Raw genomic sequence first — 14948 nt, 5'->3', positions numbered from 1 at the left:
AGGGGAGGCTTTGATGCAGGACGATCCAAAAACCCTCGTATCCACCGAATGGCTGGCCGCGCATATGAAGGATCCGGATCTGCGGATTCTGGACGGGTCGTGGTACTTGCCCGCGCAAAATCGTGATGCACGGGCGGAATATGACGCAGGCCACATCCCCGGGGCGCGGTTCTTTGACATAGACGAGATATCAGATCGCCGTTCCGACTTGCCGCATATGGCGCCTCCGGTCGAGAAATTCATGTCGCGCCTGCGCGCGATGGGTGTGGGCGACGGTCATCAGGTCGTGGTTTACGATGGCGCTGGGCTGATGTCGGCTGCGCGCGTCTGGTGGCTGTTCCGTCTTATGGGGCAGGAAAACATCGCGGTTCTGGATGGTGGATTCCCCAAATGGCAGGCGGAAGGACGCGAGGTCGAAGACCTGCCGCCGGTCATCCGTGATCGTCATATGACCGTCCGGGTGCAAAATCAGCTTGTCCGGGACGTCACGCAAGTTTCCGCCGCCGCCAAGCTGGGTGATCATGAGATCATCGACGCCCGCTCTGCCAGCCGGTTTTCCGGGGCCGAGGCCGAACCGCGCGAGGGTCTGCGCTCGGGGCATATTCCGGGTTCACGCAATGTCCCCTTTGGCCAGTTGCTGAACGCCAATGGTACCATGAAGTCGCCGGAAGAGTGCCGCGCCATATTCGAGGCCGCGGGCGTCGATCTGTCGAAACCGGCGATCACCTCGTGCGGGTCTGGCGTGACCGCCGCGATCCTCAGCCTTGCGCTTGAACGCATCGGCAAGAAAGACCACTCGCTTTATGACGGCTCATGGGCTGAATGGGGCGCCTTCCCGACCCTGCCCGTCGCAATCGGAGAGACCTGATGTTCGAGAACCTGAAACCGCAGCCTGCCGACAAGATCCTGGCGCTGATGCAGATGTATCGCGAAGACCCGCGTGATCAGAAGATCGATCTGGGCGTTGGCGTCTACAAGAACGCCGAAGGTGTGACGCCCGTCATGCGCGCTGTCAAAGCCGCCGAGCAGCGCATCTGGGAAGAGCAGCAGAGCAAGGCCTATACCGGGCTGGCCGGTGACCCGGCTTTTGCGGATGCGATGATCGGTCTGATCCTCGGCACCTCGGTTCCGCGCGGCAACATCGCCGCCGTGGCAACGCCGGGCGGCACAGGTGCATGTCGGCAGGCGTTCGAGATGATCCGCATGGCCAACCCCTCGGCCCGTGTGTTCGTGTCGAACCCGACCTGGCCGAACCACCTGTCGATCCTGAACTATCTGGGGATGGAGACGGTGCAGTACCGTTATTTCGACAGCGAGACTCGCGGCGTCGATTTCGATGGTATGATCGCGGACCTGAAATCCGCCGAAGCGGGCGACGTGGTGCTGCTGCACGGTTGCTGCCACAACCCGACCGGTGCCAATCTGAACATGGTGCAATGGCAGGAGGTCGTTGACCTGATCAACGCGCGCGGCCTCGTGGCGATGATCGACATTGCCTATCAAGGCTTTGGCGACGGTCTGGAGGAAGATGCGCAGGGCGCGCGTCTGGTGGCGTCTTCGGTCAAGGAATGCCTGATTGCGGCGTCCTGCTCGAAGAATTTCGGCGTTTATCGTGAACGCACCGGGTTGCTGATGGCGATCAGTGCGGATGCGGGGCAGACGGCCTTGAACCAAGGTACACTGGCGTTCCTGAACCGCCAGAACTATTCCTTCCCGCCCGATCATGGTGCGCGGGTGGTGACCACGATCCTGACCGATGACGCGCTGCGCGCCGACTGGGCCGCCGAGTTGGAAGAGGTCCGCCTGTCCATGCTGGGCTTGCGCCAGCAACTGGCCGACGAGTTGCAACGCCTCAGCGGCTCTGACCGCTTCGGCTTCATCGCCCAGCATCGCGGCATGTTCTCGCGCCTCGGGGCGGCGCCGGAACTGGTCGAGAAACTGCGCAACGATCACGGCATCTACATGGTCGGCGACAGCCGCCTGAACATCGCCGGTCTGAACGCCAACACCGTTCCGATCCTTGCGCAGGCGATTGTCGACGTCGGCGTCTGATTTTCGGGCATTGCCAAACAAGAAACCCGGGCACGAATGCCCGGGTTTTTTTGTTTGGGTGGAAGTGGGATCAGCCTTTCGAGAATTCGGGATAGGCTTCCATGCCCAGTTCGCCCATGTCGAGGCCGTTGATCTCTTCTTCCTCGCCAACCCGCAGGCCGACGGTGGCCTTGAGGATCGAGAACAGGATGAAGCTGACTACGAAGACGAAGATCCCGATAGCCGCGAAACCGATGATCTGGGTCACGAAAGACGCATCACCGTTGGTCCATGCCACGATGAAGGTGCCCCAGAAGCCTGCGATCAGGTGAACCGGGATGGCGCCGACCACGTCATCAATCTTCATCTTGTCCAGCAGCGGCACGGTGTAGACCACGATCACGCCGCCGATGCCGCCGATGATCAGCGCCTGAAACAGCGACGGTGCCAGCGGTTCGGCGGTGATCGAGACCAGCCCGGCCAGCGCGCCGTTCAGAACCATGGTCAGGTCGACCTTGCCATACATCACCTGCGTCAGGATCAGGGCGGCAACGGCGCCGGCGGCGGCGGCCATGTTGGTGTTGGCGAAGATACGGCTGATATCGGCCATGTCACCGATCGTGCCCATGGCCAACTGCGAGCCGCCGTTGAAGCCGAACCAACCCAGCCACAGGATGAACGTCCCCAGGGTTGCCAGCGCCAGGTTCGAGCCGGGGATCGGCACAACTTTACCTTCCTTGTTGTATTTACCGATGCGCGGGCCCAGTACGATGGCACCGGCCAGAGCTGCGAAGCCACCTGCGGCGTGCACCAGGGTCGAGCCGGCGAAGTCGCTGAAGCCCATCTCGGACAACCAGCCGCCGCCCCACTGCCAGGACGCTTCGATCGGGTAGATGATGCCTGTCAGAACGATCACGAAAAAGAAGAAGGGCCACAGTTTGACGCGCTCGGCCATGGTGCCCGATACAATGGACGCGGTGGTGGCGCAGAACATCAGCTGGAAGAAGAAGTCCGAACCGACCGACGCATAGGACAGATCGGTTTCGACGCCATCAAGGCCGACCGGTTCCAGCGAGGTGGGCGAGAAGGCACCCAGAATGCCGGTGATGGTCCAGCCGTCGCCCGGATACATCAGGTTGAAGCCGACCAACCAGTACATGATGGCGGCAAAGGAAAACAGGCCGATGTTCTTGACCAGCTGCATGGCCACGTTCTTGGAGCGCACCAGACCGGCCTCGAGCATGGCAAAGCCCGCGGCCATCCAGAACACCAGAAAGCCGCCCATCAGGAACAGCAGCGAGGTCAGGATGTATTGTGTATGCTGCGCGGTTTCGCCGGTTGCGGCGGCCTCCTGCGCCAGGCCCATCTGCGGCAGTGCGACGATCGCGGCGGCAGGGATGAGGGATTTCATCAGGTTCATGTTCAGTCCTCGAATGATTGTCGGTCGCGGCGCCTTACAGCGCCTCTTCGTTGGTTTCCCCGGTCCGCACGCGCAGGGCCTGCTCGACATCGAGGACGAAAATCTTGCCGTCGCCGATCTTGCCGGTCTTGGCGGTTTTGGTGATGGTCTCGACGATCTGGTCGGTCATAGCGGCAGGCACCACGATTTCCAGCTTGATCTTGGGCACGAAGTTCACCGCATATTCGGCCCCCCGATAGATTTCGGTGTGGCCGGATTGCGAGCCGAAGCCCTTGATCTCGGTTACCATCATGCCGCGCACGCCGGCCTCGGTCAGTGCCTCGCGCACCTCCTCCAGCTTGAACGGCTTGATTGTCGCAATGATCAGTTTCACGTCTTTCCCCTCTGGTTCTCCGGTGGAACCGGTTTGTTTGCACCTGCAGAAAAATGCGCGACGGATCGCGGTATGAAACGGCTCTTGGGGGTCAAAGGGCTGCCAAATGGCAGAAGATTGCACATTTTTTGCACAACTTGGTCGCGTTGATTAAATAATGGGCAGTGTTGTGAGGGGAATTTTAGGAAATTCGGACCTCTACATACTCGGATCACCGGGGTATGGTGGCGCAAAAGAAAACCCGGGCAGAGTTTGAGCATGACTGAGTCCAAGCGACGCAAGCCGAAATTGGTTGCGGACAAAAGGTACCCGTCAAAGGGTCGTAAACCGTCGGCATCCAAGCGCCCGGCGGGCAAGAAGGCGACGGCTCGCAAAACCACCACACGCAAAACTGCGCGCAAAAAGACGCGCAAGAGATCGGGGGGCAAAGGCGGCGGCATCCTGCGTCGTTTTTTCCGCTGGGTCTGGCGCATGGTCTGGGGGCTGACCTGGCGGGTCGGAGCGGTCGTGGCCATCCTGATCGCCCTGGCGGTGGGTGTCGTCTATTCCTCGTTGCCGGACTTGGATGCCTTGTTGGACGGCCGTGCGCGCGGGTCTGTCACGCTGCTGGACCGCGACGGCAAAGTGTTTGCCTGGCGGGGCGACCAGTTTGGCGGGGTGATCACTGCCGATACGGTGTCGCCGCATCTGAAAAACGCCGTCATCGCGACCGAGGACAAACGGTTCTATCGCCATTTCGGGGTGAGCCCGCGCGGTGTGGCAAGCGCCGTTCGCATCAACCTGAGCGAAGGGCGCGGCCCGTTGTCCGGGCATGGCGGGTCAACCATAACGCAGCAAACGGCCAAATTGCTGTGTCTGGGCGTGCCTTATGATCCGACTGAATGGGAATCAGAGGCCGCCTATGAAGCCGATTGCCGACAGGGATCGCTGTTGCGCAAGGCCAAAGAGGCCATTTATGCAATGGCGATGGAGGTGAAATACTCCAAGGATGAGGTTCTGACGATCTACCTGAACCGGGCTTTCCTTGGTGCAGGCGCGCGCGGGTTCGAGGCCGCAAGCCAGCGGTACTTTGGCAAGTCCGCCGCCGAAGTCTCGCCGGCCGAGGCAGCGATGTTGGCCGGGCTGTTGGTTGCGCCCACACGCTATGCGCCGACGAACAATCTGCAACGGTCGCAGGACCGGGCCCGCCTTGTGATCGGTCTGATGGAGGATCAGGGCTATCTGACCGCCGCGCAGGCCAGCGAAGCGCGGGCCCGCCCAGCCCAACTGTCCGAGGCGGCGGCTGCACGGGCCGGGGGATATTTTGCGGATTGGGTCATGGCCAGCGGGCCCGAGTTCTTTACCCGCAACACGACCGAAGATGTGGTGATCCGGACCACCCTGGATCAGCGCATTCAGACCTCTGCGGAAGAGGCGCTGAAATTCATCTTTCAGGAAAAAGTGCGCGAAGGATCAAAGGCGCAGGCGGCCATTGTGGTGATGTCGGCCGACGGTGCGGTGCGCGCGATGGTTGGTGGGCGCAAGACACGCGTGTCTGGCGCGTTCAACCGGGCGACGCAGGCGTTGCGACAGACGGGATCATCGTTCAAGCCATTCGTCTATGCCACCGCGCTGGAACTTGGGTATTCGCCGCTGGATACGGTGATGGATGAACCCTATTGCGTCGATATTCCGGGGTCAGGCCAGTGGTGCCCCAAGAACTACACCAACAAGTATTATGGGCGGGTGACCTTGGCAGATGCGCTGAAAAACTCGCTGAACATACCGGCGGTGAAAGTGGCCGAGATTTCCGGCCTGGACAATGTTCGGACGGTTGCCAGCGGCTTCGGGATTGCCAGCGACCTGGCACAGGGGCCTGCGCTGGCGCTTGGTGCATCGGAAAGCACGTTGATCGAGATGACCGGGGCTTACGCGGGCATCCTGAATGGTGGGTCACAGGTTGAACCTTATGGGCTGACCGAACTGAAGCTGCTGGGCGACGAAACACCCGTCATGGTCACGACGACCGGTATTGGCGAGAGGGTCATCAATGAAAAGGCTGCCAAACAGCTGACCTGGATGATGGAGCGCGTGGTCTCTGAAGGGACCGGCGGGCGGGCCAAATTGCCCGGCTGGCAGGTGGCGGGCAAGACCGGAACGACCCAGGCCGCGCGCGATGCATGGTTCATCGGGTTCACGGCGGATTATGTGACCGGGGTCTGGATGGGGTATGATGACAACACGCCCTTGTCCGGCGTGACCGGTGGTGGCTTGCCGGCCGAAATCTGGAAAGAAACCATGCTGCGCGTGACCGAGGGGATGACGCCCACCCCGTTGCCGATGATGGCGCCGGAACCTCCGGTGCAAACGGCGCAGCCGCAGCAACAACGGCGAAAGAAACAAACCGGGTTGGACCGGGCTATAAACAACCTGTTGAACAATATCTTCGGGAATTGAGCAGGCAAAAAAAGGCGGTGCGTTGGGCACCGCCTTTTGTTTTTTCATTCTTTCGTTTCTTAGACGCTTGCGTCCAACGCTGAAAGGATCGCGTCGCCCATTTCGCTGGTCGAGACGGGCTGAACGCCCTGATCCGCAAGCAGGTCGCCGGTGCGAACGCCGTCGGCCAGAACTTTCTCGATCGCAGCTTCCAGCCGATCCGCTTCCTCGCCCTGATCAAAGCTGTAGCGCAGAGCCATCGCAAAGCTGAGGATGCAGGCGATCGGGTTGGCTTTGCCTTGACCCGCGATATCGGGGGCAGACCCGTGTACGGGCTCGTACATTGCTTTGGGGCGTCCATTGGCCATCGGCGCGCCCAGCGACGCCGACGGCAGCATGCCCAGAGAGCCGGTCAGCATCGCGGCGCAGTCGGACAGGATGTCACCGAACAGGTTGTCGGTCAGGATCACGTCGAACTGTTTCGGCGCGCGCACCAGCTGCATGGCACCGTTGTCGGCGTACATATGGCTCAGCTCAACTTCGGGGTAGTCAGCGGAAACGCGGTTGACCACTTCGCGCCACAGAATGCCCGATTCCATCACGTTGGCTTTTTCCATCGAGCACAGCTTTTTGTTCCGGCGCATCGCCAGTTCAAAGGCCGAACGCGCGGCGCGTTCAATCTCGGATTCGGTGTAACGCTGGGTGTTGATGCCGACGCGTTCATTGCCTTCCTCGAAGATACCGCGTGGTTCACCGAAATAAACGCCCGAGGTCAGTTCGCGCACGATCATGATATCCAGACCCGCAACGATGTCTTTCTTCAGCGACGAGAAATCAGCCAGCGCGTCAAAGCACTGGGCCGGGCGCAGGTTCGAATACAAGTCCATTTCCTTGCGCAGGCGCAGCAGGCCGCGCTCGGGCTTCAGGCTGAAATCCAGATCGTCGTATTTCGGACCGCCAACGGCGCCCAGCAGAACGGCGTCGACCTCCTGCGCCTTGGCCATCGTCCCATCGGACAGAGGCGTGCCGTGGGCATCATAGGCGGCACCGCCGACAAGGTCCTCGCTCACGTCAAATTGAAGACCGCGATTGGCGCCGAACCAATCAATGATTCTGCGCACTTCGGCCATAACTTCCGGGCCAATTCCGTCTCCGGGCAGGATGAGGAGCGAGGGGTTGGACATCGACAGTCTCCTTGCGTTTTGTTGCACAGGGCCTAGCGTCTGCGTTGCATCGGGTCAATGAGACGAACCTGCCAAATCAGAGGGAAATCACATGCTGACACCTGGAATTCCGGTTCCTGCGCTGAAAATCGATACTGTTGCCCATGGCAGCTTCGATCTTGACGTGGACAAGGGCGAAAACGGGACGCTGGTGATTCAATATCGCGGGCTGCATTGCCCGATCTGCATCAGGCAGATGGCCGAGGTCGAAGCGGCGCTGGATGACTTTGCTGCTCTGGGCGTCGAGGTCATCATGATCACCACCGATCCAGCCGAGCGCGCGACGCAAGCCGCCGAAAAAGCCGGAGCGTCGCGCCTGCGTGTGGGTCACAGCCTGCCGCTGTCTGCTGCGCGCGACGATTGGGGACTGAACATCTCGATCAAGCGCGAAGGCAGCGCCGAACCGGACCTGTTCGCAGAGCCCGGGCATTTCTACATCGCACCCGACCGGACGCTGTACTATGCGTGGCAACAGACCACGCCTTTCGGTCGCCCGTCCATGGCGGATATTGCGGGTGGTTTGAAATTCACATTGGGCAACAACTATCCCGCGCGCGGCACTTATACCGGCCCTCTTTGATCGTCAGAGACTGGCTTTGAGCCCTTCGGCCAACAAATCCCAGATCCTGCGAATGCGTGGGGTCTGGCGCATGGCCTGAGGTGCGGCCAGCCACACCGGAAGAATCGGGATGTCCACATCCAGCGGCAGGATTTCCACGTCGGGGTCGGCTTCGGCAACCTGTACCTGACTGAAGCCTATGCCACAGCCCGCCCGGATCAGTTCCCAATAGGCGCTTTGCAGGTCACAGCGGGTGGCAAAGCTGTCGCGGCTGGCGGGCCATCCCTTTTCACGCATGGCCTTGATGATTTCCTGGTTCGCGTCAAACCCCACCAGGTCATGCGTAAACAGTTCTTCCGGCGTCTTGGGGCGCCCCTTCCGGTCCAGATAGGACTTGGCGGCACAAAAACACAGCGGCACATCCCCGAGATAGCGGGAAATGAGATCCACCTGAGCAGGGCGATACATCCGCACGGCGATATCCGCCTCGCGATAGAGCAGATTCTCGGTGGTGTCGGTGGCCACCAGTTCAAGCTGAATCGTGGGTTCCTGCTTGCGGATGGACGCCAGTATCGGTGGCAGCAGGTGATGCGAGGCAAAGACCGATGCGGTGATACGCACCGAGCCTTCAAGCTGTTGCGATTGCCCCGCGGCGGCAAGACTGAACGCGGTCATGGCGCTGTGCATCTGCTGGGCCATCGGCAAAAGCTGTGAACCCGCTTCGCTGAGCTTCAGACCACGCGCGTGGCGATCGAAAAGAGAGACACCCAGCTCGTCCTCGAGGTTTTGGACCTGCCGCCCCAAAGTGGGCTGGCTGCGATTCAGGTGTCGTGCGGCGGCGGACAACGATCCCGTCTCGGCCACGGCCAGAAAGCATTGGATCAGAGACCAATCTGCATGTGTCAGAGCTTTGTCCATTCAGAAATGAATACACGTTCTGCGAATTGCGGCAATTCCTTGCGCGAAGTGAATGGGTAGATTGACCTCAGACAGGAGGCAAACATGGCACAATCTGCACTGGTACTGGGCGCAACAGGTCGTTTTGGACGCAACGCATCCCTGGCGTTCAGGGGCGCGGGCTGGGATGTGACGGAATTTGACCGCAGGTCTGATTCGCTGTCACAGGCGGCGCGCGGCGTGGACGTCATCGTGAACGGATGGAATCCGCCCTATCCCGATTGGGCACGCGATGTGCCGGTACTGACCAAACGGGTGATAGATGCGGCCTCAGATACGGGGGCGACCGTGATCGTACCGGGCAATGTCTACGTATTTGGTGGGAATACGCCGGGCTCATGGTCGGGCGGGACGCCGCATCGAGCCACCAACCCTTTGGGCCGGGTTCGGATCGAGATGGAAGAGGCCTATCGCGCGTCAACCGTGCGCACCATCCTTTTGCGCGCCGGGGATTTCATCGACACCAATGCATCCGGAAACTGGTTCGATCAGGTCATGATCAAGCGTTTGTCGCGCGGTCGGTTCGTTTATCCCGGTGATCCGGAGGCGCCGCACGCTTGGGCCTTTCTGCCTGATCTGGCCCGCGCCGCCGTCGCGCTGGCTGAGATTCGCGAAGGCCTCCCCCGATACTGCGATGTTCCATTTGAAGGGTATACTTTGACCGGGACGCAGATCGCTCAATCGCTTTCGCATGTCACCGGCCGGACGGTTGCAGTGCGGCGCATGAAATGGTGGCCATTGCAATTGGCCCGCCCATTCTGGCGCATGGCCCCTCATTTGATCGAGATGCGGTACCTCTGGCACGTGCCGCATCAATTGGATGGCGGTTATATGAAAGAATTGCTGACCTCGTTTTCTGAAACGAAGCTGGAGGATGCCTTGCGTTCCGCCATTTCGTCCCAACGTGCCGTTTCATCGGCGACGGCCGGGAACAGGGGCGAGGTTCTAGGGTAGGATTATGTCAACCCAGACCAGTCGATGCCTGCTGGCGCGTCGGGCACTGTCGTACAGCGTGCCACCTTCCACGGGCCAGACAATGCCGGTTTCCGAGATTTGCAGATCACTGGACGGCAACACATAGTCAACGCGCATTTCCCCGGTGGCTTTCCATTCGACCGTTGCTGATGAACCCGATGGGTCCTTTGGCATCGGATCCTGCACATGGGGATCGGCCAAAAGCGCGCGAATGGCCTGCTTGTGGCCTTCTCCGCGGGTCGGGTCGAGATTGGCGTCCGCGGCCATCACGAAGGGGCCTTGAGGAACTGGCCCCAGGCCGCCATTCAGCAAAACCGACCACAGGCGAATCTCGTCCCTGTTGCGCAGACCGTTGCGATCCTCGGGTCCGTCAAAAACCGGTGGGGCAGCGTGAAAGGTCATCAGGCTAAATCGCCCCTGCGGGGTTTCGATCGGAAGCACCCAATGCACGGTCGAGGACAGGCGCTGAATGTCGTGCGCAGCTTCAGACGGGAAGGGGAGCCCATCCCTGAATGGCAAATCAGCCCCAGGCAGGTCTTTCCACCGCAGATTGGTGTAATCCTGAACGTCTTCGGTCATGATTTCGAAACGGGACAACACCGCCACCCCTCCGTGGCCGGTGAACTTCCCCCAGCCCTGCGCGTCGCCGGGGCCTTGCGTTTGGCCATCTCCGTCCAGATCCAGCGGCGTTTCCAACCCAGCATTTGGTTGGGCGGAAAAGTGATAGGGGAAATCCAGGCCCGCCTCGCGCAGTTTCTCGGACAGGGCGCTCAGGGCAGCTCCGTCCTGATCCCAGTCGATGCCTTGCAGGGCAATGACATCAGGTCGCGCCGCAGCAATGACCTCGACAACGGCTTCAACCTGCGCATCATCCCGCTGGATGTCGCGCAGCAGCAGGCCGGGGCCGTTTCTGCTGAGTTCAGTGTTGTAGGTGGCGATGCGATAAACCTCTGCCTGTGCCGAGAAAGGCAACAGCAGCAGAGCAAGGGCACGGATCATGCGGCTTGCGTTGTCTCGTTTGTCGAATAGGCGCGGCGCTTTTCCACGATCAGACCCGCGATGCGAAGCGTCGCCATGCCGCGCATGATCATGCTGGCGGGCAGGAAGGCCCAGGCGCACATGGTCCAGATCAATGTTTGCGGATTGCTCAGCGAGATCGGGGCAACGACGCTGCTCATGAGCTTGATGACAGCCGGAATGAGGAAGGGGAGCAGAACGCCAATGCAGATATTCAGGCGACCATCACGTTGCAGGCGGGTGACAACATCGCCGCCCTTGGTGGGATCAAACAACGGCAGATTGGTCCATACGTTGAAGGCGCCATTGCCCGTGGGCCAGCCGCGCACTTTGACCGCATAGGCAAAGCTGGCGACGGTGACCAAGGCGGCAACATAGGCCACACTGGCTGCGATCCGAACCAATTCGATCAACGGCTGACCGGCATCCAAGGGTAGCATCAGCACGATCAACCGAACCGGGGAATAGGGAAAGTCCGCAACATTCGCGACGGCCAGACCTGCGGTGTAGGCGAACGCGGTCAGTTCAGTCGGCTCATAGGTGTTTTTGCAAACCAGTGTCAGAAAGGTGACCATCGACATCAGCCCGACAAACCGCAGACGGTTCACCGGCGGCGCATCGCGAAATTCAATAAAACTGGGAAAAGCAGAATTGTACTCGGCGAATGTCAGGATGAACGCGAGAATCGCGAGAAAGACCAGAATCTCGGTCCCGTTCGTCGATGATACAGGCAGGTACAACGCGGGTGTCAGCACCATCAGTGCCACAAGTATTCCGCGTATCGCCGCCCCTGTTGTGCGCGCAATCACTATCCGAACCCTTTTTCAAACCGGATAAGTCGATCTTCGCCGACTTACATTCCAACTTGTGCCCATCGTCTCGAGTTTTTGACGGATGCCTCTTTAGCGCCAACATGGACGATAAGCGGCATTTCGCTCAAGACAGGGTGCAGAAAACACGTGATTTCGGGCAAAATGATGGCGCAACTGGTGCGGGATTGCATCATTTTCGACGCAAATCCGACGTGTATCTCAATATGAGACCAAGATGTTGTGGTTTTGCGAAAATCAACCCCAAGAATGAGAACGGGGCCGCATTGGCGACCCCGGTAGGTTGAGTGTTCAAAGAATCGCTTGGGCCTTACACCCAGGGGCGGGCCTGGCTGGCGTGTTCCTCAAACTTGTCGATGTGGTGATCTTTCTCCATCGTCAGGCCAATATCGTCCAGACCGTTCAGCAGGCAGTGTTTGCGATGCGGGTCAATATCAAACGCGATCACGACACCATCCGAAGTGGTGATCTGCTGATCTTCCAGATGTACCGTCATGCGGGCATTCTCGCCTTTATGCGCGTCTTCCATCAGGATCGCGTGATGCTCTTCTTCGACCACGATCGGCAGGATGCCGTTCTTGAAGCAGTTGTTGAAGAAGATGTCGGCAAAGCTGGTCGAGATCACAACCTTGATGCCGAAATCCTTGATCGCCCAGGGTGCGTGTTCGCGCGACGAGCCGCAGCCGAAATTGTCTCCGGCGACCAGAATTTCGGCCTCGCGATAGGCGGGTTTGTTCAGGACGAACTCTTCGTTCTCGCGCCCGTCATCATGATAACGCATTTCGTCAAACAGCACGACGCCGAGGCCGGACCGTTTGATGGTTTTCAAATGCACTTTGGGAATGATCATATCGGTGTCGATATTGATCAATGGCATCGGGGCGGCCACCCCGTGGACTTTTTCAAACTTATCCATGTTCACACTCCTGCGGGAGAGGGCCGCGCCCAGGCCCCGCGTTAAGCTTGTTTCGTTTCTTTTGGTGCGTCCTTGACGAAGAACGCCATGAAGACAAGGCCGAGCCCGTTAAAGATCATCTCGATCCCCAGCAGGATGCCCAGCAATTGCAGCAGCACCGAAGGGTCCATTGCGGCAAAGCGCCAGATCAGGATCGCCAGTACAATCGACATGATGCCCGAGACCAGCGTCGCCCAGAAATATTGCGTTCCGCGCATCTGGAACGACAGGATCACGCGGGCAATGCCGCCAGCCATGAACAGGATCAGGCAGACAGTTGCCAGTGTCAGCGTTCCTTGCAGTGGGTGATCCAGAAAGGACCAGCCCAGAAACAGCATCACGACACCCATGATAAGTGACAGTATCTTGTTGCCGGCCCCATCGACGGTGAAGCCGCCAACAACCTGTAACGCGCCTGAAATCAGCAGCAATACACCTGTGACCACCGTCACGGTGATTGATGCCACGACCGGTGCGCCCAGCACAAAGATGCCGAACACTATGGACAGAAGTCCAAGCAATAGCCATTTGACCCAGTCACTCATTTGTTCAATCCCTCAAATATCTAGATATGAGGGCACCTTACAACAATTCACGGACGTCTGTCAGCCGTCCCGTGATTGCCGCTGCGGCAGCCATTGCCGGGCTCAGCAGATGTGTGCGCCCGCCCCGGCCCTGACGGCCTTCGAAGTTGCGGTTCGAGGTTGCGGCACAGCGTTCGCCCGGTTGCAACTGGTCGGGGTTCATCGCCAGGCACATCGAACAGCCTGCCAGACGCCATTCGAACCCGGCCTCTTTGAAGATGTCGGCCAGGCCTTCTTCTTCGGCCTGAGCGCGGACCAGCCCCGAACCCGGCACCACCATGGCGCGCATCCCGTCCTTGATCTTCTTGCCTTTCAGGATCTCGGCCGCGGCACGCAGGTCTTCGATACGTCCGTTGGTGCAGGACCCGATAAAGACGGTGTCAATCTCGACATCGCTCAGCTTCTGACCGGCTTTGAGACCCATATACTCGATTGACCGGCGGGCCGCTTCGACCTTGCCGCCTTCGAAATCCTCGGGGTGCGGCACGGTTGCCGTGATCGGCAGAACATCCTCGGGGCTGGTGCCCCAGGTGACGACAGGCGCGATGTCTTCGCCACGAATCGTGACAACCTTGTCGAAATGCGCGCCTTCGTCGGTGTAGAGTGTTTTCCACCAATTCATCGCGGCTTCCCACTGCGCACCTTTCGGCGCATGCGGACGGCCTTTGACATATTCGAACGTGTTCTCATCCGGTGCAATCAGCCCTGCGCGTGCGCCACCTTCGATGGCCATGTTGCAGACGGTCATGCGGCCTTCCATCGACAGGTTGCGTATGGCTTCACCGCAATACTCGATGACATAGCCGGTGCCGCCGGCGGTGCCGGTTTCGCCGATCACGGCCAAGGTGATGTCCTTGGCGGTCACGCCCGGCTGCAATTTGCCGGTGATTTCCACCTTCATGTTCTTGGATTTCTTCTGGATCAGGGTCTGCGTGGCCAGCACGTGTTCGACCTCGGACGTGCCGATGCCGTGGGCCAATGCGCCGAATGCGCCATGGGTGGCGGTATGGCTGTCGCCGCAGACGACGGTCATGCCCGGCAGGGTCCAGCCTTGTTCGGGGCCGACGATGTGCACGATGCCCTGACGGACGTCATTTACCGGGTAATAGTGAATGCCGAAGTCCCGGGCGTTCTTGTCCAGCGCTTCGACCTGAATGCGCGATTCCGGGTTTTCAATACCGTTCACCCGGTCAGGTGTGGTCGGAACGTTGTGGTCCGGCACGGCAATGGTCTTTTCCGGCGCGCGCACCTTGCGGCCCGCCATGCGCAGGCCTTCGAACGCCTGCGGGCTGGTGACCTCGTGGACCAGATGGCGGTCGATATACAGCAGGCAGGTGCCATCATCGGCTTCGTGCGCGACATGGGCATCCCAGATCTTGTCATAGAGTGTTTTGGGGGACATGTGTCCTCTCCCGTATGTAATGAGAAATAGCTGGCGAGTTGGCTCAGGCGACGGGTAGGCGCGCCAGGACCGTGCGGGCAGCCCCAAAGAACCGTTCGCGCAGACGCGCACGGTCTTCCAGATTCTGTTCTTGGGCCACATTGAGTCTCATGCGGTTCAGATATACCGCGCCTTTGCTGCAATCAAGGTTCAAAACCGGTGTCAGGC

At 59.9% G+C, this 14948-nt stretch carries 15 protein-coding genes; 5 read left to right on the top strand and 10 right to left on the bottom strand.

Annotated features, from left to right (window positions below; all coding sequences use genetic code 11):
* Window positions 1-13 precede the first annotated feature (13 nt).
* Window positions 14-868 carry a 3-mercaptopyruvate sulfurtransferase gene (sseA, locus tag ACR3E6_RS04830; protein ID WP_480486086.1) on the top strand — a complete coding sequence of 285 codons (855 nt, stop codon included), beginning with the start codon at window positions 14-16 and terminating at the stop codon, window positions 866-868.
* Window positions 868-2052 carry an amino acid aminotransferase gene (locus ACR3E6_RS04825; protein WP_480486084.1) on the top strand — a complete coding sequence of 395 codons (1185 nt, stop codon included), beginning with the start codon at window positions 868-870 and terminating at the stop codon, window positions 2050-2052. The genes sseA and ACR3E6_RS04825 overlap by 1 nt, the downstream gene beginning before the upstream one ends.
* A 70-nt stretch (window positions 2053-2122) precedes the next feature.
* On the opposite strand, the gene ACR3E6_RS04820 is transcribed toward ACR3E6_RS04825, so the two are convergent.
* Together ACR3E6_RS04820 and ACR3E6_RS04815 are read right to left on the bottom strand one after the other, a co-directional pair.
* Complete coding sequence (locus ACR3E6_RS04820; protein ID WP_171635561.1) at window positions 2123-3451, bottom strand: ammonium transporter; 1329 nt, start codon at window positions 3449-3451, stop codon at window positions 2123-2125.
* 34 nt (window positions 3452-3485) lie between these two features.
* On the bottom strand, window positions 3486-3824 hold the full coding sequence (locus ACR3E6_RS04815) for a P-II family nitrogen regulator (RefSeq protein ID WP_152459713.1): 339 nt from the start codon (window positions 3822-3824) through the stop codon (window positions 3486-3488).
* Window positions 3825-4082: 258 nt separating this feature from the next.
* Between ACR3E6_RS04815 and ACR3E6_RS04810 the strand changes: the two genes are divergently transcribed.
* A complete protein-coding gene (locus ACR3E6_RS04810) occupies window positions 4083-6260 on the top strand; it encodes a transglycosylase domain-containing protein (RefSeq protein ID WP_171724088.1) in 2178 nt (725 codons plus the stop codon).
* A gap of 59 nt (window positions 6261-6319) precedes the next feature.
* Here the strand turns inward: ACR3E6_RS04810 and leuB are convergent, their stop codons facing one another.
* Window positions 6320-7423: a 3-isopropylmalate dehydrogenase gene (leuB, locus tag ACR3E6_RS04805; protein ID WP_480486082.1), complete on the bottom strand. Its 1104-nt coding sequence runs from the start codon at window positions 7421-7423 to the stop codon at window positions 6320-6322.
* Between the two features lie 91 nt (window positions 7424-7514).
* On the opposite strand from leuB, the gene ACR3E6_RS04800 reads away from it, so the two are divergent.
* Window positions 7515-8042, top strand: a complete 528-nt coding sequence (locus ACR3E6_RS04800) for a redoxin domain-containing protein (protein WP_480486080.1) — start codon at window positions 7515-7517, stop codon at window positions 8040-8042.
* 3 nt (window positions 8043-8045) lie between these two features.
* Here the strand turns inward: ACR3E6_RS04800 and ACR3E6_RS04795 are convergent, their stop codons facing one another.
* Complete coding sequence (locus tag ACR3E6_RS04795; RefSeq protein WP_480486078.1) at window positions 8046-8939, bottom strand: LysR family transcriptional regulator; 894 nt, start codon at window positions 8937-8939, stop codon at window positions 8046-8048.
* An 84-nt stretch (window positions 8940-9023) separates the two neighbouring features.
* Here ACR3E6_RS04795 and ACR3E6_RS04790 point away from each other — a divergent pair, with 84 nt between their 5' ends.
* Window positions 9024-9932, top strand: coding sequence for a Rossmann-fold NAD(P)-binding domain-containing protein (locus tag ACR3E6_RS04790; RefSeq protein WP_480486076.1), 909 nt, complete (start codon window positions 9024-9026; stop codon window positions 9930-9932).
* Here the strand turns inward: ACR3E6_RS04790 and ACR3E6_RS04785 are convergent.
* From ACR3E6_RS04785 to ACR3E6_RS04760, 6 genes are all read right to left on the bottom strand, one after another.
* Window positions 9924-10952 (bottom strand): endonuclease/exonuclease/phosphatase family protein, encoded by a 1029-nt coding sequence (locus ACR3E6_RS04785; protein WP_480486074.1) that lies wholly within the window; start codon window positions 10950-10952, stop codon window positions 9924-9926. The two genes, ACR3E6_RS04790 and ACR3E6_RS04785, sit on opposite strands and share 9 nt — an antisense overlap.
* On the bottom strand, window positions 10949-11779 hold the full coding sequence (locus ACR3E6_RS04780) for a hypothetical protein (RefSeq protein ID WP_171635576.1): 831 nt from the start codon (window positions 11777-11779) through the stop codon (window positions 10949-10951). The genes ACR3E6_RS04785 and ACR3E6_RS04780 overlap by 4 nt, the downstream gene beginning before the upstream one ends.
* Window positions 11780-12110: 331 nt before the next feature.
* On the bottom strand, window positions 12111-12716 hold the full coding sequence (gene leuD / locus ACR3E6_RS04775) for a 3-isopropylmalate dehydratase small subunit (protein ID WP_480486071.1): 606 nt from the start codon (window positions 12714-12716) through the stop codon (window positions 12111-12113).
* 41 nt (window positions 12717-12757) lie between these two features.
* Window positions 12758-13300, bottom strand: a complete 543-nt coding sequence (locus tag ACR3E6_RS04770; RefSeq protein WP_171635581.1) for an HdeD family acid-resistance protein — start codon at window positions 13298-13300, stop codon at window positions 12758-12760.
* Window positions 13301-13337: 37 nt separating this feature from the next.
* Window positions 13338-14741, bottom strand: a complete 1404-nt coding sequence (gene leuC / locus ACR3E6_RS04765) for a 3-isopropylmalate dehydratase large subunit (protein WP_171724092.1) — start codon at window positions 14739-14741, stop codon at window positions 13338-13340.
* A gap of 43 nt (window positions 14742-14784) precedes the next feature.
* Window positions 14785-14892: a hypothetical protein gene (locus tag ACR3E6_RS04760; RefSeq protein ID WP_010438763.1), complete on the bottom strand. Its 108-nt coding sequence runs from the start codon at window positions 14890-14892 to the stop codon at window positions 14785-14787.
* Between the last annotated feature and the right edge of the window lie 56 nt (window positions 14893-14948).

Source organism: Ruegeria sp. AL3, from assembly GCF_056536065.1.
The sequence above is the reverse complement of the archived record's forward strand: the minus strand, read 5'-3'. Positions and strand labels throughout refer to the sequence as shown.

Coding starts and splice junctions, on each gene's coding strand:
- sseA (WP_480486086.1), top strand. CDS start 14: ATGCAGGACGATCCAAAAACCCTCGTATCCACCGAATGGCTGGCCGCG.
- ACR3E6_RS04825 (WP_480486084.1), top strand. CDS start 868: ATGTTCGAGAACCTGAAACCGCAGCCTGCCGACAAGATCCTGGCGCTG.
- ACR3E6_RS04820 (WP_171635561.1), bottom strand. CDS start 3,451: ATGAACCTGATGAAATCCCTCATCCCTGCCGCCGCGATCGTCGCACTG.
- ACR3E6_RS04810 (WP_171724088.1), top strand. CDS start 4,083: ATGACTGAGTCCAAGCGACGCAAGCCGAAATTGGTTGCGGACAAAAGG.
- leuB (WP_480486082.1), bottom strand. CDS start 7,423: ATGTCCAACCCCTCGCTCCTCATCCTGCCCGGAGACGGAATTGGCCCG.
- ACR3E6_RS04800 (WP_480486080.1), top strand. CDS start 7,515: ATGCTGACACCTGGAATTCCGGTTCCTGCGCTGAAAATCGATACTGTT.
- ACR3E6_RS04795 (WP_480486078.1), bottom strand. CDS start 8,939: ATGGACAAAGCTCTGACACATGCAGATTGGTCTCTGATCCAATGCTTT.
- ACR3E6_RS04790 (WP_480486076.1), top strand. CDS start 9,024: ATGGCACAATCTGCACTGGTACTGGGCGCAACAGGTCGTTTTGGACGC.
- ACR3E6_RS04785 (WP_480486074.1), bottom strand. CDS start 10,952: ATGATCCGTGCCCTTGCTCTGCTGCTGTTGCCTTTCTCGGCACAGGCA.
- leuD (WP_480486071.1), bottom strand. CDS start 12,716: ATGGATAAGTTTGAAAAAGTCCACGGGGTGGCCGCCCCGATGCCATTG.
- ACR3E6_RS04770 (WP_171635581.1), bottom strand. CDS start 13,300: ATGAGTGACTGGGTCAAATGGCTATTGCTTGGACTTCTGTCCATAGTG.
- leuC (WP_171724092.1), bottom strand. CDS start 14,741: ATGTCCCCCAAAACACTCTATGACAAGATCTGGGATGCCCATGTCGCG.
- ACR3E6_RS04760 (WP_010438763.1), bottom strand. CDS start 14,892: ATGAGACTCAATGTGGCCCAAGAACAGAATCTGGAAGACCGTGCGCGT.